Source organism: Dyella sp. 2HG41-7 (assembly GCF_021390675.1).
GTDB lineage: Bacteria > Pseudomonadota > Gammaproteobacteria > Xanthomonadales > Rhodanobacteraceae > Dyella_B.
Map to the genome: position 1 here is coordinate 2723861 of NZ_JAJEJV010000004.1, position 26098 is coordinate 2749958.

At 60.1% G+C, this 26098-nt stretch carries 25 protein-coding genes and 1 tRNA gene; 12 read left to right on the plus strand and 14 right to left on the minus strand.

Going from position 1 to position 26098, the window contains the following annotated elements:
- Nucleotides 1–93: 93 nt before the first annotated feature.
- Nucleotides 94–1983 (plus strand): DNA topoisomerase IV subunit B, encoded by a 1890-nt coding sequence (gene parE, locus L0U79_RS13485; RefSeq protein WP_233842784.1) that lies wholly within the window; start codon nucleotides 94–96, stop codon nucleotides 1981–1983.
- Between the two features lie 32 nt (nucleotides 1984–2015).
- Nucleotides 2016–2537, plus strand: coding sequence for a 3-hydroxyanthranilate 3,4-dioxygenase (locus tag L0U79_RS13490; protein WP_233842785.1), 522 nt, complete (start codon nucleotides 2016–2018; stop codon nucleotides 2535–2537).
- Here L0U79_RS13490 and L0U79_RS13495 read toward each other — a convergent pair.
- The gene (locus tag L0U79_RS13495; protein WP_233842786.1) at nucleotides 2534–3007 is read right to left on the minus strand and encodes an NUDIX hydrolase; all 474 of its coding nucleotides are present in this window, start codon (nucleotides 3005–3007) and stop codon (nucleotides 2534–2536) included. The two genes, L0U79_RS13490 and L0U79_RS13495, sit on opposite strands and share 4 nt — an antisense overlap.
- A gap of 288 nt (nucleotides 3008–3295) precedes the next feature.
- On the opposite strand from L0U79_RS13495, the gene L0U79_RS13500 reads away from it, so the two are divergent.
- The 3 genes from L0U79_RS13500 (at nucleotide 3296) to L0U79_RS13510 (ending at nucleotide 7539) form a co-directional block, all read left to right on the plus strand.
- Entirely contained in the window at nucleotides 3296–4291 is a 996-nt protein-coding gene (locus L0U79_RS13500; protein WP_233842787.1) for a transporter, read from the plus strand.
- Between the two features lie 218 nt (nucleotides 4292–4509).
- Nucleotides 4510–5994, plus strand: a complete 1485-nt coding sequence (locus L0U79_RS13505) for an amino acid permease (protein ID WP_233842788.1) — start codon at nucleotides 4510–4512, stop codon at nucleotides 5992–5994.
- Nucleotides 5995–6069: 75 nt separating this feature from the next.
- On the plus strand, nucleotides 6070–7539 hold the full coding sequence (locus L0U79_RS13510; protein ID WP_233842789.1) for an amino acid permease: 1470 nt from the start codon (nucleotides 6070–6072) through the stop codon (nucleotides 7537–7539).
- Between the two features lie 391 nt (nucleotides 7540–7930).
- Here L0U79_RS13510 and L0U79_RS13515 read toward each other — a convergent pair whose 3' ends face one another.
- Entirely contained in the window at nucleotides 7931–8263 is a 333-nt protein-coding gene (locus tag L0U79_RS13515; RefSeq protein WP_233842790.1) for a high-potential iron-sulfur protein, read from the minus strand.
- Nucleotides 8264–8417: 154 nt separating this feature from the next.
- On the opposite strand from L0U79_RS13515, the gene L0U79_RS13520 reads away from it, so the two are divergent.
- The 4 genes from L0U79_RS13520 (at nucleotide 8418) to L0U79_RS13535 (ending at nucleotide 11450) form a co-directional block, all read left to right on the plus strand.
- Nucleotides 8418–9065, plus strand: a complete 648-nt coding sequence (locus L0U79_RS13520; RefSeq protein ID WP_233842791.1) for a methylthioribulose 1-phosphate dehydratase — start codon at nucleotides 8418–8420, stop codon at nucleotides 9063–9065.
- Nucleotides 9062–9622, plus strand: a complete 561-nt coding sequence (locus L0U79_RS13525; RefSeq protein ID WP_233842792.1) for an acireductone dioxygenase — start codon at nucleotides 9062–9064, stop codon at nucleotides 9620–9622. The genes L0U79_RS13520 and L0U79_RS13525 overlap by 4 nt, the downstream gene beginning before the upstream one ends.
- A 102-nt stretch (nucleotides 9623–9724) precedes the next feature.
- A complete protein-coding gene (gene mtnC / locus L0U79_RS13530) occupies nucleotides 9725–10411 on the plus strand; it encodes an acireductone synthase (protein ID WP_233842793.1) in 687 nt (228 codons plus the stop codon).
- Between the two features lie 10 nt (nucleotides 10412–10421).
- Nucleotides 10422–11450 (plus strand): C13 family peptidase, encoded by a 1029-nt coding sequence (locus tag L0U79_RS13535; protein ID WP_233842794.1) that lies wholly within the window; start codon nucleotides 10422–10424, stop codon nucleotides 11448–11450.
- 58 nt (nucleotides 11451–11508) lie between these two features.
- Here L0U79_RS13535 and hisIE read toward each other — a convergent pair whose 3' ends face one another.
- From hisIE to L0U79_RS13580, 9 genes are read right to left on the minus strand one after another with little or no spacing between them, the layout of a single operon-like run.
- Nucleotides 11509–12156 carry a bifunctional phosphoribosyl-AMP cyclohydrolase/phosphoribosyl-ATP diphosphatase HisIE gene (hisIE, locus tag L0U79_RS13540; RefSeq protein ID WP_233842795.1) on the minus strand — a complete coding sequence of 216 codons (648 nt, stop codon included), beginning with the start codon at nucleotides 12154–12156 and terminating at the stop codon, nucleotides 11509–11511.
- Nucleotides 12149–12940 (minus strand): imidazole glycerol phosphate synthase subunit HisF, encoded by a 792-nt coding sequence (gene hisF, locus L0U79_RS13545; RefSeq protein ID WP_233842796.1) that lies wholly within the window; start codon nucleotides 12938–12940, stop codon nucleotides 12149–12151. The genes hisIE and hisF overlap by 8 nt, the downstream gene beginning before the upstream one ends.
- Nucleotides 12934–13662: a 1-(5-phosphoribosyl)-5-[(5-phosphoribosylamino)methylideneamino]imidazole-4-carboxamide isomerase gene (gene hisA, locus L0U79_RS13550; RefSeq protein ID WP_233842797.1), complete on the minus strand. Its 729-nt coding sequence runs from the start codon at nucleotides 13660–13662 to the stop codon at nucleotides 12934–12936. The genes hisF and hisA overlap by 7 nt, the downstream gene beginning before the upstream one ends.
- Nucleotides 13659–14249: an imidazole glycerol phosphate synthase subunit HisH gene (hisH, locus tag L0U79_RS13555; RefSeq protein WP_233842798.1), complete on the minus strand. Its 591-nt coding sequence runs from the start codon at nucleotides 14247–14249 to the stop codon at nucleotides 13659–13661. Before hisH ends, hisA begins: the two co-directional genes overlap by 4 nt.
- On the minus strand, nucleotides 14249–15313 hold the full coding sequence (gene hisB / locus L0U79_RS13560; protein WP_233842799.1) for a bifunctional histidinol-phosphatase/imidazoleglycerol-phosphate dehydratase HisB: 1065 nt from the start codon (nucleotides 15311–15313) through the stop codon (nucleotides 14249–14251). Before hisB ends, hisH begins: the two co-directional genes overlap by 1 nt.
- Entirely contained in the window at nucleotides 15310–16359 is a 1050-nt protein-coding gene (gene hisC / locus L0U79_RS13565) for a histidinol-phosphate transaminase (protein ID WP_233842800.1), read from the minus strand. The genes hisB and hisC overlap by 4 nt, the downstream gene beginning before the upstream one ends.
- The gene (gene hisD / locus L0U79_RS13570; protein ID WP_233842801.1) at nucleotides 16356–17663 is read right to left on the minus strand and encodes a histidinol dehydrogenase; all 1308 of its coding nucleotides are present in this window, start codon (nucleotides 17661–17663) and stop codon (nucleotides 16356–16358) included. The genes hisC and hisD overlap by 4 nt, the downstream gene beginning before the upstream one ends.
- 10 nt (nucleotides 17664–17673) lie before the next feature.
- The gene (gene hisG, locus L0U79_RS13575; protein ID WP_233842802.1) at nucleotides 17674–18567 is read right to left on the minus strand and encodes an ATP phosphoribosyltransferase; all 894 of its coding nucleotides are present in this window, start codon (nucleotides 18565–18567) and stop codon (nucleotides 17674–17676) included.
- Nucleotides 18564–18899: a YerC/YecD family TrpR-related protein gene (locus L0U79_RS13580; protein ID WP_233842803.1), complete on the minus strand. Its 336-nt coding sequence runs from the start codon at nucleotides 18897–18899 to the stop codon at nucleotides 18564–18566. Before L0U79_RS13580 ends, hisG begins: the two co-directional genes overlap by 4 nt.
- 165 nt (nucleotides 18900–19064) lie before the next feature.
- On the opposite strand from L0U79_RS13580, the gene L0U79_RS13585 reads away from it, so the two are divergent.
- Nucleotides 19065–19700 (plus strand): DUF998 domain-containing protein, encoded by a 636-nt coding sequence (locus tag L0U79_RS13585; protein ID WP_233842804.1) that lies wholly within the window; start codon nucleotides 19065–19067, stop codon nucleotides 19698–19700.
- Here the strand turns inward: L0U79_RS13585 and L0U79_RS13590 are convergent.
- Together L0U79_RS13590 and hisS are read right to left on the minus strand one after the other, a co-directional pair.
- Nucleotides 19697–21592, minus strand: coding sequence for an aromatic amino acid ammonia-lyase (locus tag L0U79_RS13590; RefSeq protein ID WP_233842805.1), 1896 nt, complete (start codon nucleotides 21590–21592; stop codon nucleotides 19697–19699). The two genes, L0U79_RS13585 and L0U79_RS13590, sit on opposite strands and share 4 nt — an antisense overlap.
- A gap of 89 nt (nucleotides 21593–21681) precedes the next feature.
- Nucleotides 21682–23055 carry a histidine--tRNA ligase gene (gene hisS, locus L0U79_RS13595; protein ID WP_233842806.1) on the minus strand — a complete coding sequence of 458 codons (1374 nt, stop codon included), beginning with the start codon at nucleotides 23053–23055 and terminating at the stop codon, nucleotides 21682–21684.
- Between the two features lie 159 nt (nucleotides 23056–23214).
- Here hisS and L0U79_RS13600 point away from each other — a divergent pair.
- Nucleotides 23215–23291, plus strand: a tRNA-Pro gene (locus tag L0U79_RS13600).
- 64 nt (nucleotides 23292–23355) lie between these two features.
- Here L0U79_RS13600 and L0U79_RS13605 read toward each other — a convergent pair.
- Entirely contained in the window at nucleotides 23356–24834 is a 1479-nt protein-coding gene (locus L0U79_RS13605; RefSeq protein WP_233842807.1) for a PLP-dependent aminotransferase family protein, read from the minus strand.
- 388 nt (nucleotides 24835–25222) lie between these two features.
- On the opposite strand from L0U79_RS13605, the gene L0U79_RS13610 reads away from it, so the two are divergent.
- Entirely contained in the window at nucleotides 25223–26089 is an 867-nt protein-coding gene (locus L0U79_RS13610; RefSeq protein ID WP_233842808.1) for a transporter, read from the plus strand.
- Nucleotides 26090–26098 lie beyond the last annotated feature (9 nt).

The window sequence follows — 26098 nt, forward strand, 5'->3', positions numbered from 1 at the left end:
TCCCCACGTCCGTCGTCCAACCCTTGACCTCCACCACGCCACCGCCCATCCTCCCGCGTCTAACCACTCACTCAGCACGCAAATCGCCTAAGCATGAGCAGCCGCTATAACGCCGCCGATATCGAAGTCCTCTCTGGCCTAGACCCCGTCAAACGCCGGCCGGGCATGTACACCGACACGTCGCGCCCGAACCATCTGGCGCAAGAAGTGATCGACAACTCGGTGGACGAGGCGCTGGCCGGCCATGCCAAATCGATCGAAGTGATCGTCCACACCGACGGCTCGGTGGAAGTGAGCGACGACGGCCGCGGCATGCCGGTGGATATCCACCCGGAAGAAGGCATTCCGGGCGTAGAGCTGATCCTCACGCGCTTGCACGCGGGCGGCAAATTCTCCGGCAAGAACTACAACTTCTCCGGCGGTCTGCACGGCGTGGGCGTGTCGGTGGTGAACGCGCTGTCGAATAGGGTCGACGTCACCATTCGTCGCGACGGCAACGAATACCGCATGAGTTTCGCGGACGGCGATCGCTCTAGCCCGCTGGAAACCATCGGTACGGTCCCGAAGAAAAGAACCGGCACCACCGTGCGCTTCTGGGCCGATCCGAAATATTTCGACTCGCCGAAAATTTCGCTATCCAAACTCAAGCATCTGCTGCGCGCCAAAGCGGTGCTCTGCGCGGGCCTCAACGTCAAACTCACTGACGAGGCCACCGGCGAAGTCAGCGAGTGGTATTACGAAGACGGCCTGCGCGACTACTTGCGCGGCGAACTCGACGGCGCCGAATGCCTGCCGGCCGATTTGTTCGTGCATCACGTCGCGCGCGATACGGAAGGGCTGGATGTTGCGTTCACCTGGCTGCCCGAAGGCGAGCTGGTGCAGGAAAGCTACGTCAATCTCATTCCCACCGTGCAAGGCGGCACGCACGTCAACGGTTTGCGCACCGGACTTACCAACGCCGTGCGCGAGTTTTGCGATATTCGCAACCTGCTTCCGCGCGGCGTGAAACTCGCGCCGGAAGATGTGTGGGAGCGGCTGGCATTCGTGCTCTCAGCCAAACTCCAAGATCCGCAGTTTGCAGGTCAGACGAAAGAACGCCTTTCCTCGCGCAACGCGGCAGCGCTGGTTGAGAGCGTTGTGCACGATGCTTTCAGCCTGTGGCTTAATCAGCACGTCGATTTGGGCGAGCGCATTGCGCAGCTTGCGATCGAGCGCGCCAGCGCGCGACTCAAAGCCGCCAAACAAGTAGTGCGCAAGAAAATCACGCAAGGTCCCGCCCTGCCCGGCAAACTCGCCGATTGCACCGCCACCGACCTCACGCGCACCGAGTTGTTTCTGGTGGAAGGCGACTCGGCCGGCGGCAGCGCCAAGCAGGCGCGCGACAAAGAATTTCAGGCCATCCTTCCGTTGCGCGGCAAAATCCTCAACACGTGGGAAGTGGAATCCACCTCAGTGCTTGCTTCCGAAGAAGTGCACAACCTCGCCGTCGCGATCGGTTGCGATCCGGGCAAGGACGACTTGAGCGGCTTGCGCTACGGCAAAGTGGTCATTCTTGCGGACGCCGATTCTGACGGCCTGCATATCGCAACGTTGCTCAGCGCGCTCTTCTTGCGCCACTTCCCGGCTTTAGTGCGCGAAGGTCACGTGTTCGTGGCGATGCCGCCGCTTTTCCGCGTCGACGTGGGCAAGCAGGTGTTCTACTGCCTGGATGAAAACGAAAAGGCCGCAATGCTTCAGCGCATCGAGCGCGAAAAAATCAAAGGCCAAGTCACCGTCACGCGCTTCAAAGGCCTCGGCGAAATGAATCCGTCGCAGCTGCGCGAATCCACCATCTATCCCGACACGCGCCGTCTCGTGCAGCTTACGGTCGACGAAGGCGACGGCACCGCCAAGTTGATGGATATGTTATTGGCGAAAAAACGTGCGTCGGATCGCAAGAACTGGCTGGAAGAAAAAGGCGATCTGGCAACGCTTGAGGTCTGACCCGCGAAAGCGGATTCCAACGGATCGAATACATGGCCCTGACACCACCCTTCGATTTGCAACGCTGGATTGCCGAGCACCGTCATCTGCTCAAGCCGCCGGTCGGCAACAAATGCATCGTCGACGGCGACTTCATCATCATGATTGTCGGCGGCCCGAACGCGCGCACCGACTATCACTACGACGAAGGCCCGGAATTTTTCTACCAGATCGAAGGCGAGATGGTGCTGAAGGTGCAGGACGAGGGCGTTGCGCGCGACATCCCGATCCGCGCCGGCGAAATTTTCTACCTGCCCGCGCGCGTGCCTCACTCACCGCAGCGCATGCCGGACTCGATCGGCATGGTCATCGAACGTCGTCGGCTCGGGCACGAAAAAGATGGCCTGTTGTGGTTCTGCGAAAAGTGCAATCACAAACTTTACGAAGAATATTTCGTGTTGCACGACATCGAAACCGATTTTCCGCCCGTGTTCGACCGCTTTTACGCATCGCGCGATGCGCGAACGTGCGACCAGTGCGGGCATTTGAATAGCGCGCCGGCGAAATACGGCTAGATCGCATTCACCGCGCGCGCAAGCCACTTGCGCGCCATGCGCTGCAGAGATTCGTCGGTTTCGGGTTCGTCCGCCAGCGTACGAATCGACACCCAGGCCAGCTCCAACGATTCGTCGCTGACGACGAACGCATCGCGTACGCGTGCACGCACCACGTAGCGCACATCGTAGTGCCAGTGACCCGGCTCATCGTTGCGCGCTGGAATCCAATGTTTGTCGACGTCGAAAATTTCGGGATCGACAACCAATTCGGCCAGCCCCGACTCCTCGCACGCTTCGCGCAACGCCACGGCGGCAAGATCGCTATCGCCATCCGCATGACCGCCAAGCTGTAGCCATCGATTCAATTTGCGATGGTGCGTCAACAGCACATGCTCACCGTCCGAATCGACGAGCCACGCCGAACCGGTGAAATGCCCTGCCGTGTTTTCACGATGGAAAGGACGCTCCGCTTCGTCGAGAAACGCCATGCACGCGATTGCGTGCGTATCGCGCGGAAAATTCGACGCATAGATGCGAAGCGATTCATACAAAAAAAGCGAGCTGCGCTCAGAAGAATTCGATAAATCCATAGCCCACACGAATGATTGCGTTCGAGTTGCGGTGTTTCAGCGAAGTGATCGATCGCTCGCACACCAATTTCAGGTTTGTACCATAGATCGCGTTCACGGCAGTCCCTATCGTCAAACCACGAACGCCGTCTTCGAATACCACCGAACGCGGCGACACCTTATCAATGGACTACCAAGGTGCCTGCCATGACACGCCCCCGCCGAGCATTTGGTCAACTTGCTTTTTTTCTGATTCCAGCAATGTGCTGCAGCGTCGCCGTTGCGGCTGATACATCCGATTCGTCGACGTCCGCCGTCAACTTTACCGGCCCACTGCTAACGTCGAACCCGCAAAATCTTCCCGCCGGGGTTTGGCTGGTGGAACCGTATTTGATCCACAACAGCAGCAGCGATGCCTATAACGATCAATGGGACCGCTACGCCAAAGACGAAGGAACTGGCCAATGGCTGACCATCGTTCCGCTCTTTTATGGCGTGACCGACCGCCTGCAACTGCAGCTCACCGCGGGTGTTGCGCGCACGGATGCCGGCGGCTCGCATACTGACGGCCTCGGCATCACCGACACGACTGTCTCCGCGCAATACATGATACTTGCGCCCAACAAGGACAAAACGACTCCTGCCGTATCGGTGAAGTATTCGCACCAGTTCCCGACGGGCGCCTATGATCGCCTCGGCTCGAATCCGCTCAACGGAACGGGCAATGGCGCGTCCACCGACACCTTCTCGCTACTTGCGCAGCAATATGTGTGGTTCGCCAATGGCAGACCGTTGCGCATCCGTGCGGCGATCTCCTACTCCTTGCCGCCTCGCCAGGTCGACATTAACGGCATCAGCGTTTACGGCACGCCGCAAGATTTTCATGGCCGGGCGCGGCTCGGAAGTGCGTTCGGTGTCTCGACCGGCGCGGAATACAGCTTCAATTCCGCGTGGGTGGCAGCATTCGACGTCGCGTACAACCGCGTCTATGCCTCGCAAGTGAGCGGCGTGCAAATGGTTGGCGCGACGCTTGTTCCAATGACAAGCCGCTCGCCTACCAGCCAGGTCGTCAGTTTGGCGCCTGCCGTCGAATACAACTTCAACGATCGCGTTGGCCTGATCGGGGGCGTGGAATTCAGTGCGACCGGCCGTAACAGCGACGCATTTATCACGCCGCAAATCGCCCTTAACGTCGTTTTTTGAACCATTCAACCTCAACGCGTCGCCCTTTTGCCGGTTCCTTTTCGGGAGCTCGGCGGGGGGCGGCCCAACCACACGCCCCGCCTCGAATCTAGCCGCAATGCAACTTGTACGCCCCGCCTCCGCTGGGCTATGGTTGCGCGTCACTTCGGATCGATGCGCCATTGCTTGCATAGACGCTTGATGGGCGTGATGTTCGTTAACTCAGGGAGCCCACCTACATGTTTTTCAAGCGAGTCAAGCCACTCGATCAGATTATTGCAACAGCCGAAAAGAAGAGCCTCGTCCGACAACTTGGCGCGTTCCAGCTCACGATGTTGGGCATTGGCGCAATCATCGGCACCGGCATCTTCGTACTCACGGCGGAAGCCGGACAGAAAGCCGGTCCCGGCATGATGATTGCGTTCGTGATCGCTGCGGTGGTCTGCGCGTTCGCCGCGTTGGCCTACGCGGAACTTGCTTCGATGGTGCCGGTTGCCGGTTCGGCATACACATATACTTACGGTGTGCTTGGCGAGGGCACGGCGTGGATCGTCGGCTGGGCGCTGGTATTGGAATACACCATCGCAGCGAGCACGGTCTGCGTGGGCTGGGCCGGCTACGTTAACGGTCTCCTCTCGCACGCTGGATTCGGCTTGCCGCACTTCCTGCAGGTGGGCCCGATGGACGGCGGCACCTTCAACCTGCTCGCATGCCTGATTGGCCTGGCCATCACGGGCTTGTTGGTCATAGGTACCTCGAAGTCGGCGAAGGTCAACACCGTGCTGGTGCTGATCAAGATCGCCGCCCTCACCGCCTTCATCTTCATCGCGCTGCCGGCGGTGAAGGATCAGAATTTCACGCCTTTCGTGCCGAACGGCTGGGGTAGCCCGATGGGCGGCATCGGCGTACTGGGTGCAGCCGCTTCGATCGTGTTTGCTTACATCGGCTTCGACGCCATTTCCACGGCGGCCGAAGAAACGAAGAACCCGAATCGCAACATCCCGATCGCCCTGATCGGCTCGCTGACCGTTTGCACTATCTATTACCTGCTGGTGAGCTACAGCGCCGTGGGTTCAGTCGGTGCGCAGCCTATGCTGGACGCAAATGGCTTGGCGCTTGAACCCGGCACGCCGGCGTTCGCTGCTGCTTGCGACGGTTCGCAAGCGCTGGTGTGCAGCAAGGAGGCGCTCGCCCATGTGGTTCGCCTGCTCAACCACAATACCGTCGCCGCCTTCATTGCTTTTGCCGCCGGCATCGCATTGCCGTCGGTGATCCTGACGATGACGTACGGCCAGACCCGCATCTTCTTCACCATGTCGCGCGACGGTCTGCTGCCGACCTCGCTGGCCAAGATCCATCCGCGCTTCCACACGCCGCACATCATTACGCTGATCACGGGCACTTTCGTATCGCTGTTCGGTGCGCTGTTCCCGGTCGGCATCCTCGCCGACATCACCAACTCGGGCACGCTGTTCGCGTTCATCATGGTGGCGATTGGCGTGCTGATCCTGCGTCGCACGCAGCCCGATCGTCCGCGTCCGTTCCGCACGCCGATGCCCTGGTTGATCTGCCCGCTCGCTGTCATTGGCTGTCTGTTGCTGTTCCTCAACCTGTCGAAGGAAGCCAAGGCCACGTTCTTCGTGTGGGGCCTGATCGGTCTTGTGGTGTACTTCCTGTATGGCTACCGCCGGAGCAACTTGGCTCGCGGTGTCGAGGCGGATTGATTACCGCACACGCGCACTCCAAACGTTACGCAGCCGGCACGACGACGTCGTGCCGGTTTCATTTCCGGAAGCCCTATGCTTAAACAGCTGTTCGCCCGCAAGTCCGATTTTTCCGACGACGAATCCTCGCACGGCCCGAGCTTGCGCCGAACATTGGGTCCTTGGGGCATTACCGCACTGGGCATCGGCGCGGTCATCGGCACCGGCATTTTCGTGGTGACGGGTCAGGCCGCTGCGGATCACGCTGGGCCTGCCGTACTTATCTCGTTCATCCTTGCGGCGATCTGCAGCGGCTTTACGGCGCTGTGCTATTCCGAATTCGCCACGCTGATTCCGATTTCCGGCAGCTCCTATTCCTACGCATACGCCACGCTCGGCGAACTCGTCGCATGGTTTATCGGCTGGAACATGGTGCTGGAATACGGCATCTCTGCATCGGCGGTGGCGACAAGCTGGACAGGCTATTTCGTCAGCCTGCTCGATCATGTCGGCATCCATCTACCGCCTTCACTGACTGACGCGCCGTTCTCGTATACCAATGGCGCACTGGTCCTGACGGGTCACCTCTTCAACCTGCCTGCCGTCGCGATCGTGATGGCACTGACTTGGATCTGCTACATCGGTATTCGTGAGTCGGCCGGCATCAACTTGTTTATGGTGGCGCTGAAAGTCGGCTTGATCATCATCGTGGTGGTGGCCGGTTATCGCTACGTGGATCCGGCCAACTGGCATCCGTTCATTCCCGCGGCGCAAGGCAATCATAAATACGGCTGGGATGGCATCTTGCGCGGCGCCGGCATGGTGTTCTTTGCGTATATCGGTTTCGAGGCCACGTCGACAGCTGCGCAGGAATGCAAAAATCCGCAACGCGATCTTCCGTTCGGCACGCTGGTGTCGCTGGTGATCTGCACGGTGCTCTACCTGGCGATGGCGGCCGTACTCACCGGTCTTATTTCGTACACGCAGCTTGGTACGGACGAACCGGTCGTCACGGCGATCAAGGCGCATCCCGAACTCGATTGGCTGCGCTCGATTGTGGAGGTCGGCGCGCTTATCGGTTTGTCGTCCGTAATCCTGGTGATGATCATCGCGCAGCCGCGCATCTTTATGATCATGTCGCGCGACGGCTTGTTGCCGCGCGTGTTCAATCGCATCCACCCGAAACACCGCACGCCGCATATCAACACGCTGATCACTGGCGCCAGCATTGCTGCGCTCTCTGCCGTATTTCCGCTCGATCTGCTCGCGAATCTCACCTCGATGGGCACGCTGATTGCTTTCGTTGCCGTGTGCGCCGGCGTGTTGATCCTGCGTTACACCTCGCCTGAGTTGCCCCGCACTTTCCGCGTGCCCGCAGCGCATTTCGTCTGTATCGCCGGCGTCCTGAGCTGCTTGGCCCTGCTGATCACCTTCGACTGGTTCAACTGGGCGCTAATGGTGGTCTGGACCCTGTTTGGCTTTGCGATTTATTTCACCTATGGAATACGCCATAGTCGCCTGCGTCTTGCCAATGGTACGGCCAAGGGTCAAACGTCGCCGATCTGACGATAATTCCCAGCAACTACGGTGAAAACGCGACAACCTGTTGCTAACGGCTTTTTAATGAGCCGAAAGTGATAGTTTCGATTTTCATCGCAAATTATTGAAATTTAAAAAGAAATAATTTCACCGCCACAAATTTCGAACCCTGGCCCGCCGTATTTCGGTCAACCGGAGTATCATCAACAGCCCGTGGGTTGATCACTTGGCAGTGGGCCCCGGATCGCCACCCGGCGCGTCAGGCTAGTTAGCTCCTCGACCTGACGCGTCCGGGTAGCACTTTTCAGCAACACCCCTTCGTTTTTCATCAAACGCCTGTCTTGTGCAGGCGTTTTCTTTTTTACGAAAACGAAAAGGCCGGCACATGGCCGGCCTTTGTAAATCATTGCAACGCTTGTCAGGCTTGTTTCGTGCTGTGCGAGATGCACCAGCCCTTGGCCGACACCGCTTTGCCCGGAAACAACTGGCACGGACCGAATCCTGTGGCAGCGCCTGTATAGAATTGGCAGTTCGCACAGGTGTCGCCAGGTTTACGTTTGGGATCTTTGGTTGTCGCGGCGTCTTCCACGTAGCTCAGCGCTTTGGCGGTGAGATCGGATTCGGAAACATGCGGCAGATCGTCCGCGCGCGCGATGCGCGGCAAACCGCTCACCAACATGGTTGCGACCGCGGTGCCGGTGGCAAGCTTGAGGAAACGACGACGTGACTCGATATCTTGATGCCCTGACATAACCATCCTCATCACGGTGGGGCGCCGCAGGAACGCGGCGAGTGGTTCTCCATCCTAACTCCTCGAATCGCACGAACGCCTTTTCGCGAATAACTCGCATTTCGCGTTTTTTCACCCATGCTATAGTCGCCTCTCGTTTGGACGTCCATTTGCCATGAGCCAAGACCTGCCAGCCTCCATTCCCGCTGCGCTTTATAACGAGCGCGCAGACGCGATCGCCGACGCCGCGCGCGAACTTGCGCAACACGGCTGGACGCCCGCTACGAGCAGCAATTTTTCGATGCGCGTCGATGCCGATCACGCCGCGATCACGATTTCCGGACGCGACAAAGGCAAGCTTGGGCGCGACGACATCATGCTGGTGGATATGCACGGCAAAGCCGTTGGCACCGCATCGCGTCCCAGCGCGGAAACGGAACTGCACACGCAGATTTATCGCCGTTGGCAGGATGTGAATGCGGTGTTGCATACGCACTCACGCACGCAGAGCGTCGCGTCGCGATTGTTCGCCGCAGACGGCGTGATTCGGCTGGAAGGTTGGGAATTGCAAAAAGCCATTCGCGGTCACACCACGCACGAAAGCGTGTTGAACATTCCCGTGTTTCCCAACACGCAACATATGCCGGATCTGGTGGCGCAGGTCGATGAGTGGATCGACGCCGGCAAACCCTTGCATGCCTACTTGATCAACGGCCACGGCATCTATACGTGGGGTCATGACATGGCCGAAGCGCGTCGTCATCTGGAAGCGCTGGAATTTCTGCTTGGCTGCGAACTCGATTTGAGGAGGCTGAACGCATGAGTCGCTTACGCATTTTCGACGAACAACGTCCGCAGCATCCGCTCTCGGTGCACGACACTCATGCCGACATCGCCCACGAACTCGGCGAAGTGGGCGTGCGCTTTGAACAGTGGGAGGCCGGCCAGCCGATCGCGCCAGGCGCAAGCCAGGATGAGGTTATCGCGGCGTATCGTCACGACATCGATCGCCTGATGCGCGAAGAAGGCTATCAATCCGTCGACGTGATCAGCCTGAAACCCGATCACCCCGATCGCGCAGCTCTTCGCCAGAAATTTCTCAGCGAACACACCCATAGCGAGGACGAAGTGCGCTTTTTCGTCGCCGGCGCAGGCCAGTTCACCCTGCACATCGACGGCAAGGTTTACGACGTGCTCTGCGAGCAAGGCGACCTGATCGGCGTGCCGGACGGCACCCGCCACTGGTTCGACATGAGCGAAGCTCCGTACTTCGTGGCGATCCGCCTGTTCACGAACAAGGACGGCTGGGTCGCGAATTTCACCGATTCGGACATCGCCAGCCAGTTTCCGCGCATGCAGCCCCTCGCAACGGTGGCCTGAGCGCCTCTCGGGCACGTTACCTTTTCTCATTTCAAGCACTTAGCCGCTTGCGCTGGCACACGCGCGGGTTAAGCTTGGGAGCCCATCTCCTCTGCTGCCCCCATGACCGCCATCCGCGCCATCGTCACCGATATCGAAGGAACCACCAGCTCGATCAGCTTCGTGAAGGACGTACTGTTTCCGTACGCCCGTAAACGGCTGCCCGCCTTTGTCGAGACGCACGGGGACAAGCCCGAGGTGCAACATTGGCTGCATGAGGCCGCCAAAGAGGCCGGATACGTCGAAGCGAGCCGGCAGGAAGTGATCGAACTTCTGCTGCGCTGGATCGACGAAGATCGCAAATCCACCGCCTTGAAGGCCATGCAAGGCATGATCTGGCGCGAAGGCTACGAGGCCGGCGAATACCGCGCTCATATGTATCCCGAAGTCGCCGGTCGCCTGCACGCCTGGCGCGGCGAAGGGCTGCATCTGTACGTGTACTCGTCCGGCTCGGTCCCCGCGCAGAAGCTGTTCTTCCGTTACAGCGAGGCCGGCGATCTCACGCCCATGTTCGCTGGTTATTTCGATACCGAGACCGGCCCTAAGCGCGAGCAACAATCCTACGAGCGCATCCTCGAAGAAATCGGCGAACGACCGGAGCACGTGTTGTTCCTTTCCGATGTGGCCGAAGAGTTGGACGCCGCGCGCGCCGCCGGTCTGCGCACCGGGTGGCTGCTGCGCCCGCCGCTCAATGTTCCTGCCCAGCCCAAGCATCCGGCGTACGCCGATTTCGACGCGATCGAGCTCTGAGCCCGATCTCATGCGCACCTTATTGACCGCCCTGCTCGCCTTCGCCGCCGGCGTCTTGTTGATGCTGCTGATCACGCGCCACGGTCCATCGCATAACGACCAAACGGCAAGCGCTTTGCCGGCCAGCGCCACAAGCGCAGCGCCGGCGGCTTCGTCGTCCACCACCGATACGGACGACAGCGACAGCGGGGACAACTGGCCCAATCAAGGCCCTTCGCCCGAGCAAGTGATTTACGCGCAGCCATCGTTGGTGCGCCAGTCCATCTCCAAACTGTCGCCGCGAGTACCCGGCAAAACTAATTTGTATCTGGTCGCCTTCGGTGGCGACGGCGGCGAAGACGTGTTTCGCAACGAAGCCGAATACGCCGGACAATTGTTTACGCAGCGATTCGGCCCCACTGCGCACGCCGTGGTGTTGGAAAACAATCCGAGCACACTGCAGAGCCATCCACTGGCGGACTGGAGCAATCTCGAAGCCACCCTCGATCAACTCAGCAACGTCATGAAGCCGGACGAAGACGTCCTGGTGTTGTACATGACTTCGCACGGCGACGAAGACCACAACTTGCTGGTCGACATGGACCCGCTGCCCTTGGATCAGATCGGTGCGCCCGATCTTGGCGGCATCCTGAAAAAGCGTCCGTTCAAGTGGAAAGTGGTGGTGGTGAATGCCTGTTACTCAGGCGGTTTCGTTCCGGAACTGCGCGGTCCCGGCACCTTGGTGCTGACGGCGGCGCGCGCGGATCGCAGTTCATTCGGCTGCGGCAGCGATTCCAATGTCACGTATTTCGGCAAAGCGTGGCTGGTCGATGCGCTGAACAAGACCGACGACTTCGTCGATGCATTTCAGCTCGCCAAACACGATATCGCGGACTGGGAACAACAAGACAAACTTACACCGTCCGAACCGCAGATCGATGTCGGCCAAGGCATCGCGCAGCAACTGGCGGTGTGGCGCAAAGAAGTCACTCAGGGACCGGCTGTGCCGTTTATGCCGCCGCCCGCATCGGCGAGCAGCGTGGCCGTCACGGCGCAGTAGTCGCGCAGCGCCGTCGCAAGACTGAAGACTTTCTCACACCGAGAAAGTCTTCGATTCCTTATCCATGCCGCTTCGTCAGCACGTCCGCGACATCCGCCAAACCGAAGCCACGCGCACGCAGTAGCACGATGAGATGGAAGACCAAGTCGGACGCTTCTTCCAGCAGTTCCTGGTCTCCTTGCGCGACCGAAGCCAACGCAGTTTCCACCGCTTCTTCGCCGACCTTTTGCGCGATATGGCGCGTGCCGCTGTGGAACAGTTTGGTGGTGTAGCTCTCGTCGGGTAGCTGTTCCCTGCGACTTTCCACAAGCGCATCCAACTGCGCCAAAAATCCAAGCGGTGGACGCACCGCATTGCCGAAACAACTGCGCGATCCTAAGTGACACGTCGGTCCGTGCGGATCGGCGAGCACCAGCAAGGTGTCGCCGTCGCAATCCACGCGGATCGACTTCATGTGCAAGACATGTCCGGAACTCTCACCTTTCGTCCACAAACGCTGCTTGCTGCGACTGTAGAACGTCACTTTGCTGCTGGTTCGCGTGAGTGCAAGCGCTTGCGCATCCATAAAGCCAAGCATCAGCACTTCGCCGGTCAGCCAGTGCTGCACGATCGCGGGCACCAGACCATCCGTTTTTTCCCAGTCGATTTGATTCAAATCGAGCGGATCGAAACCATTCACCAATTCAGTCTTCGCCGTTTCAGTCATCGCTAGCCATCTCTTGTAAACGAATCACAACGCCTTCTTGCTGGAGGTAGCGTTTGAGATCCGGAATGGCGATCGCACCGCTGTGGAAAACGCTCGCCGCCAAGGCTCCATCAACACGAGATTGCGTGAACGCATCGCGAAAATGTTGAACCGTTCCAGCGCCGCCCGATGCGATCAACGGCACGCGGCACACCGCGCGCGCTTGGGAAAGTTGCGCCAGATCATAGCCTTGGCGCACACCGTCGGTATCCATGCAGTTGAGAACGATCTCGCCCGCGCCACGCTGTTGCGCTTCGACCATCCAGTCCAAGGTACGCCGCGTCAATGAACGTGTCTTAGACGGATCGCCGGTGTATTGGCGCACGCGCCATTCGCCATCTGCGTCGCGCATGGAATCGATACCGACGACCACGCATTGCACGCCAAACGCCGCCGCTAATTCGTCGATCAGATCAGGGCGTTCCAACGCCGGAGAATTGATGGAAATTTTGTCTGCGCCGGCATGCAACACCGCGCGCGCATCCGCCACCGAACGAATACCACCGGCTACGCAAAATGGAATATCGATTTCCCGCGCCACGCGCTCGACCCAGCTACGGTCCACGCTGCGACCTTCCGGACTGGCGGTAATGTCGTAGAACACCAGTTCGTCGGCGCCTTCATCGCGATAACGCAAAGCGAGATCGACGATCTCGCCCATCACCACGTGATCGCGAAAACGTACGCCTTTGACAACCTTGCCGTCGCGCACGTCCAAGCAAGGAATAATGCGACGACTCAACATGCCAGCGCGTCCTCCAGCTTGAAGCGCCCTTCCAGCAATGCGCGCCCGAGGATCACACCACGTGCGCCCGCGTCGCGCGCCGCGCGAATATCCTCCAACGATCGAACGCCGCCCGATGCTTGCACCGCAAGCTGCGGTACGGTTTTCGCCAAGTGACCGTATAAATCGAGATTGAAACCGGCCAACATGCCGTCGCGCTCGATATCGGTGCACAACAAATGCTTGGCGCCGCGCGCGGCATACCACGGCGCCAATTCATCCAGCGTGCGCGCCTCGTCTTCGATCCAACCGGCGCTGGGCAACGTCCACACGTCATCGCGACGCCGCGTATCCAGCGCGATCGTGAAGCGTTCGGCGCCGTATTTCTCAAGCCATGTCGAAACGATATCGGGAGCGCGGATTGCGACGCTGCCGACCACGACGCGCGATACGCCAGCGCCAAACAATCTGTGAACGTCCTCTTCCACGCGTACGCCGCCACCGGCTTGCACATGCATACCCGCTTTCACAAGCGATTCAATCATGGACAAGTTCGCCAAATCGCCCGCACGCGCGCCGTCGAGATCGACAACGTGAAGCCAGCGCGCGCCGGCTTGCGCATAACGCGTGGCGAGTTCGACCGGTGTCGAACCGTATTGCGTTTCTTGCGCGTAGTCGCCTTGCCGCAAGCGCACGACTTGTCCGCCACGTAGATCGATTGCAGGTATGACTTCGAAGCTCATAGTTCCAGAAAATTCTTCAAAAGCTTGGCGCCGACACTGGCGGAGCGTTCCGGATGAAATTGCATGCCATGGAAATTGCCGTTGGCGATAACCGCCGAAAAAGCGCCGCCGTAGTCGCTATTGACGAGTGTGTAATCGCCGCTTGGCACCGCGTAGCTGTGCACAAAATAGGCCCAATCGCCCTCTTCCACGTTTTTCAACAACGGGTGCTTGCCAACGGGCGAAAGGCGATTCCATCCCATATGCGGAACGCATAGTCCGGGCGCTTCATCGAAGCGGGAAACGCGCGCCGGAACAACGCCGAGACATGTCGTGTCGCCTTCGTCGGAATGCTCGCAAAGCAATTGCATTCCCAAACAAACGCCCAGCACCGGCTGCGTCAGCGATCGAATAACGTCGACCAGTTCGAGCTCGCGCAAGCGCGCCATGCCAGGACCTGCCGCACCGACGCCAGGCAAAATGACTTTATCCGCCGCACGAATCGCATCGGCATCGGACGTCAATGCCGCATCGACACCGAGTCGCTGCAAGGCGTAACGCACCGAGCCGATGTTGGTGCCGCCGGCGTCGACCAGCACCACGCTCATTACAACGCTCCTTTTGTGCTCGGCAATTCGTCACCTTCGCGACGGATGGCTTGGCGCAAGGTCCGCGCAGTCACTTTGAAGCAGGCTTCCACCATGTGGTGCGCGTTGTCGCCTTTCACGGCCAGATGCAGATTCGCACCCAGCGTGTCGCACAACGAACGGAAGAAATGCGGCACCAGCTCGGTCGGAATATCACCCACACGTTCCCGAGGAAATTGGCCTTCGAATACGAAATACGGGCGACCGGACAAATCCAGCGCCGCGCTTGCCTGCGATTCGTCCATTGGCAACGTAAAACCGTAACGGCCGATACCGCGCTTGTCGCCCAGGGCTTGGCGCAACGCCTGACCGAGCGCCAGCGCGCAGTCCTCGATCGTGTGGTGCTCATCGACCTTGGTGTCGCCGTCGCACTCAACGGTCAGCGCGAACCCGCCGTGCTTGCCGATCTGTTCAAGCATGTGGTCGAAGAAGCCAAGCCCCGTATGCGCAACCGGCTCGGCCTGCCGATCCAGATCGACGCGCACTTTGATGCGCGTTTCCTTGGTATTACGCACCACTTCCGCGATACGCGGGCGATCCAGCAACTGGTGCGCGACATCGCTCCAGCTCATGCCACTAGTGCCGACGCGAAAACCTCGCACGCCCATATTCGCTGCAAATTGAAGATCCGTTTCGCGGTCGCCCACCATCGCGGACTCGGCGCGCGCCCAGCTATCGTCGGCGAGATACTGGCGCATCATGCCGATGCCGGGCTTGCGTGTATCCAGTCCTTCGTGCGGAAAGCTGCGGTCGATCAATACCTCGTGAAAGCGAACGCCCTGCGACGCGAAAATGCGCATCAGCAAATCGTGCGGACCGTCGAAGTGCGCCTGCGGAAATCGCTCCGTACCAAGGCCATCTTGATTAGTCACCATCACCAGTTCATAACCGGCAGCCACAATGCGCTGCAGCGCCGCGATAACGCCCGGCAGCAGGGACAATTTTTCGTAACTGTCGATCTGCTCATCGGCGGGTTCTTCAATCAAACATCCGTCGCGATCGACAAAAAGCAACTTGCGACTCATTTAATGACCTCAATTACTCGCGCATTTTCTTCCGGCGTACCGATCGTAATGCGCAGTGCATCCTCTAATTTCGGATAGCGGCGAACATCGCGCACGACGATGCCTGCTTGCAATAATTGGTGATAAATCGTTCCGGCCTGATCGAAACGCACGGCGAGAAAGTTGGCATCCGAGGGGAGCACTTCTCGTACGCCCGGCAATTTTGTCAATGCATTGCGCATCACTGCACGCTGCTCGCGGACCAGCGCAATGTGTTCGCGCGCCGCGTCTTGACCGGACGACGATAGCGCCGCCAACGCCGCCGCCACGCAAGGCGTCGGTAATGGATACGGTGGCATGATTCGCCTGATCAGCGCGATCACATCCGCATGAGCCAGCAAACTGCCGATACGAGCACCAGCCAGCGCCCAGGCCTTGGACAACGTGCGCAGCACCGCCACATGCTCATACCGCTCGATCAAATCGATGGCACTGGGTTGATCGGAAAATTCGATATACGCCTCATCCACCACAAGCAACGCTTTGCCAGCGATTGCTTGCGCAACACGCTCGATATCCGTGCGCGGAATAGACTTGCCACTCGGGTTATTCGGCGTGCAAAGAAACATCAGCTTCACCGCTGGCGTGATTGCCGACAACAATGCCGGCACGTCCACGCTGAAATCCGCCGCCAACGGCACTTCGATCACGGCCGCATTCTGGATGCGCGCGCAGACGGCATACATACCGAATGTCGGCGGCTGAATCACGATGGCGTCTTGCCCTGCGCGGCAAAACGCGCGCACCAGCAGATCGATCGCTTCGTCGCTGCCACGACCGACGAACAATTGATCGGGACGCACGCCATAGAGCGTCGCCAGCGATTGCAACAAGGCGCTCGGTTGCGGGTCTGGATAACGGTTGCATCCGAGCCCGGCGTCGCCGACCGGCTCCCACGCCGATTCGTTCGCGTTGAGCATAATCTGTCCGCCGCCCGCTTCCATGCGCGCGGAGGAATACGGCTGCAAAACGCGTATTTCGGGGCGCGCCAAATCCAACACACTCATAGACGCACTCCCAACGCCGCCAAACGAAGCGTCACCGCTCGACGATGCGCCTCAAGCTGCTCGGCAGCCGCCAGCGTCGCAGTACACGGGCCGATCGCCCGCAAGCCATTGGGGTCCAGCTCCTGCACCGTAATCTGCTTTTGAAAACTCGCCACGGACACGCCACTGTAGCTTCGCGCATACCCATACGTCGGTAGCACATGGTTGCTGCCGCTGCAGTAATCGCCGACCGATTCCGGCGTCCACGCGCCGACAAAGATCGAGCCCGCACTTTCGATATCCGCCACCAGATCACGCGCGCCCGTTACTTGAAGAATCAAGTGCTCCGGCGCATAGCGATTGCTGACTTGCACGGCTTGCGCTAGCGATTCCACTTCGATCAGGCGGCTCTGCGCAAGCGCCTGCTCGGCGATGGCCTCGCGCGGCAATTGCGCGCATTGTCGCGCCACTTCGTCCGCCACGCGATCGAGCAAACTGGTAGAAGAACTCACCAACACGACTTGCGAATCCGGCCCGTGTTCGGCTTGCGAGAGCAAGTCCGCAGCGACGAACGCGGGATTGGCCTGCGCATCGGCAATCACCAAGACCTCCGAGGGACCGGCAGGCATATCGATGGCGGCGCCGTTCGGGTCGGAGGAAATCTGCAGCTTTGCTTCCGTCACCCATGCATTGCCCGGCCCGAACAACTTGTCGCAACGCGGCACGCTTTCGGTACCGTACGCCATCGCGGCAATCGCTTGCGCGCCGCCGAGCTTGAACACGCGATGTACGCCTACCGTGCACGCCGCAAACAGCACCGCTTCATCGCAAGTGCCATCTGCACGCGCGGGCGAACACAGCACCACTTCACGGCAACCTGCAATACGCGCAGGAACCCCCAACATCAGGGCGGTAGAAGGCAACGGCGCGCTGCCGGCCGGCACGTATAGACCGACGCGTTGAATCGGTCGCAATACGCGCTCCACGCGCACGCCCACGGCGGTGTTCACGCCAATGGGTTGTGGCGCAGCAGCCGTGTGGAAGGCTTCGATACGGCCCGCAGCTTCTCGAATCGCCGCTTTCAACTCCGGCGCCAGTTTCGCTTCCGCTGCGGAAAATTCCGCTTCGCCGACTTCGAGCACATCCAACGCGCAACGGTCGTAACGGGCGGAAAGTTCGCGCAAGGCCGCATCGCCCTTGTTGCGTACTTCGTTGATGATTCCTTCGACGCCGCGGCGCAATTCGTCCGCACGCGATTGCGCGGGTCGCGCCAGTGCGGCATTGCGCTCGGTTTCGCTCAGCGTATTCCAGGTGATCCGTTTCATTCGACGCGTCTCAGGCAAGCATTTTCTCGACCGGAAGCACAAACATTTCGCGTGCGCCAGCCTTCTTGATTTCCTCCAGCTGCCGCCAACTCACTTCGCCCGCGCACAGCGCCTGCAACATGAGTTGATCGGGCTGCCCGGCCACCGGCAGCAAGGTCGGTTGCGGACCGCCGGGCAACAAGCGCGTAACGGCGTCGAGCGACGTCACTGAGGTTTGCAGCAACAGCAAGCGCGATTCGCGCACTTGGATTACACCGTCCAAGCGCTTGAGCAGAAGATCGATCATGTCGCCACGCTCGTCCGTGGGAAGCGCCTCGGGGCCGGCCAACACAGCTTCGCTCTGCAGCAGCACATCGGTTTCGCGCAATTGGTTGGCGACAAGCGTGCCGCCGCTTTGTACCAGATCGCAGATCACGTCGGCGGTACCGAGCTTGGGCGCGATTTCCACCGAACCCGCCAACGTCACGACCTTGGCGTCGACACCCTTTTCGCGCAGCCAGTTACCGAGCAAACCGGGATACGACGTGGCGATGCGCAAACCGGCGAGATCCGTCGCGTCGCGATAATCCATCTCCTGCGGCACCGCCATCGACAGGCGGCAACGCCCGAAACCGAGCGGACGCAACTCGGTCAGTGCCGCGGCGCCCTCACCTGCCATTCCTTTGAACTCGTTCAGCACATTGCGCCCGACGATGCCGAGGTCGCAAACACCTTGCGCGATCAAGCCGGGAATATCGTCGTCGCGTACCAGCAAGAGGTCTACCGGTTCGCCTTCGCCGAAGCAGAACAGCTTGTCCCGACTCTGACGAAAGGTAAGGCCGCAGCGATTGAGCAGCTCCAACGCCGGCTCGGTGAGCCGGCCGGATTTCTGCATGGCGATACGTAGTCGGTCCCTCGGTTTCATGCGCGTGTCCTTTTCGCCGTCGCGCGAGCGCGCGAAGCACGTGCCGCCGCCGCGAGGTAGCCGCCGCTGCCCTGATTCAAATAGCGCGCCACGCGCCCGATGGTGGTGATGCTGACGGCAGTGCGGTCGTGAATTTCGCGGTACGACACGCCTTCCAGCAGATAAGGCACCACGCGCCAGCGATCTACCAGCACCTCGAGCTCGGCGGGCGTGCACAAATCGTTGAGAAAGGCGTCCATCTCTTCCGCATTCTTCAACGAGAGCAAGGCGCGGCAGAGACTGAGCTTGGCGGACTCATCCGGCATTTCCGGGTCGATCGATCGGCGCTTCATAATGTACTAACGCATTAACACAGTGGATCGCATTGTAGTGGCCCGCCCGCAGTCGCGCAACCCGTTCGCCTGGATGTGACCTGAGGCACCTGCACGAAGGGTTCAGCCTCCGTATCATGCGCGGCCGTACCGCAAATTCTTGACAACGCGCGGATCAAAACACCTATGACTCAAGCACTTCCAAACCTTGCCGTGCGCCCCGCAGCCGGACTGATGCTCAGCGCAGTCGTCGTCTTCACGGTGGTTTGCGGCGGCGCGCAGTTCTGGCGCACAGACCTTGACCCCATCGCGGTACCGCTGAGCATCTATCTCACCGGCCCCGGCGGGTTCTACGTGCGTACCGCGTATGACGTCATGGGTGTTGCCCTGCTCGCCTTTGCGCTGGGCGCGTATGGGGCGACATCGACCGCACAGCGCAGTGTGCTGGCTTCCCTGCTGTTTGCCGCATCAGGGTTGTTGCTACCCGTGGTCGCGGCGACGGAGTTGTTCAAAGGCAGCGTCTACGAAAATCTGGCTGCGCTGATTCACGGACTCGCCGCGCAAGCGACCTTTCTCGCGTTGAGTTTCGGCATGTTGTTGCTATCGAGTCGCTGGCGGAGCGATTCGCGCCTGAGCGCAAGCCGCCGCGCTGGATGGGCGCTTGCCTGGCTGGCCACGTGCGTTATGTGGCTGCAAGCTTTTATGCCCGCGCTTCCGCATGGGCTCATGCAGAAGCTGCTGATCGTATCGATATTGCTTTGGCTCGCCTGGGGCGCACGCCAGTTATTGCGCGCGCCCCAGACGACGAGCGAGAACGTTTAGCCGTTCGCGAGCGCGCGTTGCTGCACCCATTCGCACACCGAGCGCACATCGCCATCCATCGCACGGTCGCGATGCATAAAGCTGATTCGTTCACGCAAGGATTCGTACGCCTTACGCACCGATGTGCCCGCATGGAAATCGCCCACTTCCGCCAACGCGGCCGTGAGTTGCTTTACCTCTTCGACAAACTGTGCGTAATGCGGGTGATCTTCGCGCGGCGCGTTGGAGATCTTCGAAGCCAGCGCCTGCCAGTCGCCACGTGCAGCGAGGCGTCGCGCGGCGTTGAGCATCTCCTGGCGATAATCCAACGCCTGCGCAGCGGTGTAAAGCTCCAGCGCCAGCACATGACTCAAGTCTTCCGTCATTTCCAGCACATGACGCGCTTCGTTCGCGCCCATCGAGACGTGATCTTCCGCATTCGCGCTGGTCGGCACGGAATACACGCTAGCCGGATGCGCACGCGTGGCAAGATCGTTGACCAAGGCCGCTGCGGTGTACTGCACGATCATGAAACCCGAATCGGTGCCGTCTTCATTGCCGGTAAGAAAGGCTGGCAGGCCGTCGCTGGTGGCGGGATCGACCAATTTGTTGAGGCGACGCTCGGAAATCGACGCCAACACCGGAATGGCGGCCTTGACGTAGCTCATCGACAACGCCAGCGGCATACCGTGGAAATGGCCGGCCGAGATGACTTGCTCTTCGATATGCGTCGCGTCGTTGTTGTCGGGGAAGATCAGCGGATTGTCGGTAACCGCATTCAATTCGATATCGATCACGCGGCACGCCTGCGCCCACGCATCGCGCACGGCGCCATGCACCTGCGGCATGCACCGCAAACAATAGGCATCTTGCGGCTGATGTTTCTTGCCGCCCTTGAACGGCAAAAAGCGGTTATAGAACGCTTCGCGGCCGTGGCGCTGATCGGCGGGAACCCAATCCCAACCGATGTCGAAACTGAGCGCCTGATCTTGCGGGGTGCTCCACGCCTCGACCGACCACGGACGGAAACGTGGCACAAGGTGATACGGAATATCGACCAGCGTGGAACCGGACAACAGATCGCGCACGTGATCGGCAGCCTGCACCTGGCCGGGATGCGGACGCAGCGCATGCACTTCCGGTCGAAGCGCCCCGCTGCGGCCTGCGAACGCATCCAACGTCATCGACGCCGCGAGATCGGCGACATCCAGCAAGTATTCCAGCGTATCCAGCGCCAGCACCGCCGTCGCCAACATCTGCGCGGTGCCGTTATTGAGCGCCAAACCTTCCTTGAAGGAAAGACGAATCGGTTGCAGGCCAGCGCGCTTCAAGGCTTCCGCACCCGGCAAGCGCTCGCCCTTATAGAACGCTTCGCCACCGCCGAGCAGCACGATCGCCAGATGCGACAGGGGCGCGAGATCGCCGCTCGCGCCCACCGAACCTTTTTCCGGCACCACGGGAATCACGTCGTGATTGAGTAGCGCCGTCAACGCCTCCAGCGTTTCGACGCGAATACCGGAGTGGCCGCGCATCAACGTATTGATGCGGATCACCAGCATCGCGCGCACGACTTCGGCGGAGAACGGTTTGCCTACGCACACAGCGTGCGTGGTGATGAGATTGTGCTGCAACTCTTCCAGCAAGGTGCCTTCCGGCTTGTGCGGATTGCCGCCAGGCAGTTTGTCGCGCAAGCGGTACGCGCCAAGCAACTTATCAGCATTGCTGCCGAAGCCGGTGGTGACACCGTAAGTGGGCTCGCCGCAGCTTACTTTCTCGGCCAGGAAATCCGCGGCGCGCTGAACGCGCTTCAGTTGTTCGGCATCGAGCCGTACGCCGTAACCGCGGCGCGCCACGGCGATAAGTTGTTGACGGCTGAGGCTGTTGCCATCCAGCAAAATCGAGTTAGCGGTCATGCATGCTCCGCGCCCGAATGGGCAAGTCGTGTTGTCGTTCGCACGGATGCGGGGAAACAACCGTGCGTGGTGTTTTGTGCGTTCGCGGCTTAGCCGCCTACTTCTGCTTGCGCCAGCTCGACGCGCAGCGTTTTGATCAACTCGGTGCGCGCGACTTCGAATTGATCTTCGCGACGCAGATCTTTCACAGTGACCACGCCCTTCGCCAATTCGTCTTCGCCCAGCACGATCACAAAGCGAATGCCGGCGCGGTCGGCGTACTTGAATTGCTTGCCCAGCTTGCCGCCTTCCAGCACTACTTCGGTGGCGATGCCGGCCGAACGCAGCTCGCTCGCCAGCGTGAGATAGGCCGGCATCTGTGCGGCGTCCATCTGCGTGACAAGCACGTCCACCGTGCTGTGCGCGGTATTGATCAAACCCGCGTCACGCAGCTGCCAATACAAGCGCGTCAAACCGATAGAAATGCCCACGCCAGGCAGATGGGACTTGGTGTACTGGCCCGCCAGGTTTTCGTAACGACCGCCGGAACAGATCGAGCCGATCTGCGGATGATCGTTGAGCGTGGTTTCGTAGACGGTGCCGGTGTAGTAGTCCAGGCCGCGCGCGATCGACAGATTGAGCGCGTAGTGCGTTTCCGGGACGCCGAAATCGTGGATCAGGCCCAGCACTTCTTTCAGCTCGGCGCGGCCCTGCTCCATGATTTCCGGACCAGCGCCAAGGGCGTCGAGCTTGGCGAGCGCGTCCTGCAGCGACGTAGAACGCACCTGCACGAAGTCGAGAATCTTTTGCGCCACGTCCGCACTAAGGCCGAACGCTGCGCCTGTGAGCGTGTCACGCACATAGTCGGCGCCACGCTTATCCAGCTTGTCCACCTCGCGCAGCACCAGCGTCTGTTGCTCCGGATCGGCGACGCCCAGGCTTTCGAAAAAACCGCGCATCAGTTTCCGGTTGTTCAATTGAATGGTGAACGCGCCGATGTTCAGCTCGCGAAACACGCTGTAGATCACGGCGGGTAGCTCGGCGTCGTAGCGCACCGACAGGCTGTCCTTGCCGATCACATCGATGTCGCACTGGTAGAACTCGCGGAAGCGACCGCGTTGCGCGCGCTCGCCGCGGTAGACGCGCTGCATCTGGTAACGGCGAAACGGGAAGCTCAGATCGTGCTCGTGCTCGGCCACGTAACGGGCGAGCGGCACGGTGAGGTCGAAGCGCAGGGCCAGCTCGGGCTTCTCCCCTTGCTCCAGCGCGCCGGTGGATTGCACGAAATACACTTGCCGTTCCGTCTCGCCGCCGGTCTTGGTCAGCAGCACGTCCGAGTACTCCATCACCGGCGTTTCCACCGGCAGGAAACCGAAGCGCTCGTAATTGCGACGGATCACGTCGAGCATGCGTTGAAAGGCAATCTGGTCGAGCGGCAACAGCTCGAGCACGCCGGGCATGGTGCGGGCCTGGGTAAGCGCCATGGAATCCTCCGCTAACGATGGAAAAAGCCGCGTAACGGCAGCCCATTAGATTAACAGATGCATCCGCCTGCTTAGCTTTCCGGCCATCACGATTTCCACCGGCCTGCCACTGCACCTGTTGCCAAGGTCATTCGGGCCCGTTAAAATGCGCGGCTCCCACGGGGTGTAGCTCAGCCTGGTAGAGCGCTACGTTCGGGACGTAGAAGTCGCATGTTCGAATCATGTCACCCCGACCAATGTTTTTAGAGAAAGCCGGCCTTGCGCCGGCTTTTTTGTTGGCCCAAATCGGCATTGAGCGCGTTATAGACAGGCCACGAGCTTGCGCGTGCCCTCGCGAATCTCGTGAACGTTCGCGCCGGAGTAGCCCAGAATCACCCCGCCCCGCTTCGGTGGCTCCGCGTAGCAGAGGGATAGCGGCCGCGCGGAAACGCCTTTCTTCGCGACCTTGATCGACAGCGCTACGTCGTCCACGCCCGGCGGCAGCAGCGCGGCGAGCTGCATGCCAGCGTGCGTGCCGACCACTTCGAGACGGTTGTCCGCGTATTGATCGATCGCTTCCAGCAACGCCGTACGTCGTTCGAGATAAAGCATGCGCATGCGGCGGATATGGCGCGCGAATTGACCTTCGCGAATAAAGTCGGCGAGCGCGGCCTGATACAGCGTGGACGAGAACGTATCGAATGCATCGCGGACCGCGGCGAATGCGGGAACGAGGTCTTTCGGAACGACGATATATCCCACGCGCAAGGCGGGAAACATCACTTTGCTGAACGTGCCAACGTAGATCACGCGATCGTCGGTATCCATGCCTTGCAGCGATGCCAGGGGACGACCGCCGAAACGATATTCGCTGTCGTAGTCGTCTTCGATGATCCACGCGCCGGTACGCGCCGCCCAGTTCAACAGTTGCAAGCGCCGTGCGGCGCTCATGGTCATGCCCAGCGGAAATTGATGCGAGGGCGAAATATAGACAGCGCGCGCGTGACTGTTTCGACGGATGCCTTCGTCGACATTCAAACCTTCTTCGTCGACGGGAACGGGAACGATATCCGCGCCGACCGTGCGAAAAGCCTGCCGCACGCCGGGATAGCCCGGGTCTTCCATCCATACCGGATCGTTCGGCTCGACCAATGCATGCGCGCAAATTTGCAAACCTTGCTGCGAACCGGTGGTGATCAGAATCTGCGACGCATCGCAGCGCACGGTGCGCACGGTGCCGAGATATTCGGCGATGGCTTCGCGCAACGGGAGATGTCCCATCGGATCGCCGTACACCATTTGTTCGATCGGCGGCCTGCGTGCGTGCCGGTTGATAAATTTGGACCATGACGTGATCGGAAAATGATCGATCGCCGGCAATCCCACGCGAAACGCGCCCTGGTTGTTAGCCCATGTTTGCGGCGGCGTGCGCAAGCCGTCGACGCGTTGCGCCACTTTTCGTGGCGCGCTTTGCGAAGCATGTTTGGGCGACGCGTATTCCGCTGCGTTCGCCGGTTTAAGCACTTCGTCGGGAATCGCCCGCGCCACACACGTACCGGCGCCGATGAAGGTTTCCAAATAGCCTTCGGCAAACAATTGCTCGTAAGCGCTCAGCACCGGAATGCGCGAGATATCGAGCTCTTTCGCCAAACTGCGTGTTGAAGGCACGCGCTGACCGGGACGCAATCGCCCGTCGATGATGGCGCGACGAAACCACTCGGATAACTGGTCGTACATCGGCACATCGCTGCCGGTATCGAGCGCGACGGAGGGTAGAAAGCCCGCGGGTAATCGCTTCATGCCATGCCCCAAAGTGGTCATATCTAAGTGTGACAAAGTGGTTATTTCTGCAAACCACTCGCGGGCTTAATTTACGCCCCACGCGGCCAAACCGCCAGGAGGCAACGTTTATGACATCGCTCTGGCCAAACTCGCTTCGCGGCAACCCTCTGCACATGGGAACAACGCCCAACCATGCTCCTGCGCAATTTTCGGGAAGCGCAAATCCTGCGCATCGCCGACGCTTGCGACATGTTGTGGCTCATCGGATACGGACGGATTCATGAATGCGAGGCGGCGCGCCGGTCTCTTCTCCCTATTGTGCGTATTTGGCTGCCTGACTCAGCCACTCCCCGTATACGCGCAATCAGAGCCGGCGCTGCCGCCCGCTCCTTCCACGCAACAGCCGATGAGCGATGCGTGGTGGACCGGCCCGATGCTCGCCAATTCCGCCGAAACGTTGCCGCCCGGACATTTTCTGTTCGAACCCTACCTCTACGATATCCGCAGCCCGCACAACGACAGCTTCGGCTCGCGCACGTACATTCTTTACGGACTCGTCAATCGACTGTCCGTGGGTGTGATCCCCGTTTTCGGTTACAACAAAGTCAGCAACGGCCCGAACAGTTCCGGCGTCGGCGTCGGCGATATCACCGTGCAAGCGCAATATCGGCTTACCGAGTTTCAGCCAGGCAGCTGGATGCCGACCACGGCGATTCAATTGCAAGAAACGCTGCCCACGGGCAAATACGATCAACTTGGTAACCGACCCAGCGATGGCTTGGGCAGCGGCGCATACAGCACGACGGTCGCCGTCAACTCGCAGATGTATTTCTGGTTGCCGAACGGCCGCATTCTTCGCACACGCTTCGACGTGTCCGAATCCTTTTCGCAACATGCGCATGTCAAAGGCGTAAGCGTGTACGGCACGGACAACGCATTCCGCGGTAATGTCCAGCCTGGCAACGAATTCGAAGCCGATCTCGCCTTCGAATACAGCCTTACCGAGCGATGGGTGCTGGCAACCGACCTCGTCTATAACCACAACGGCAATACGCGCGTCACAGGCCTGGATTTTGTCGATCCGATCAATCTGCCGTTTCCGCAAAACATTCACGTGAATTCCGGCACCAGCTCGTCGTTCGGCGTTGCGCCGGCGATCGAATACAGCTGGACCCCGGCTATCGGCGTATTGCTTGGCACGCGTATTATCTTTGGTGGGCACAACGCTGTCGGCACCGTAACGCCCGCCATCGCCATCAACTACGTGTATTGAGGTAGATGG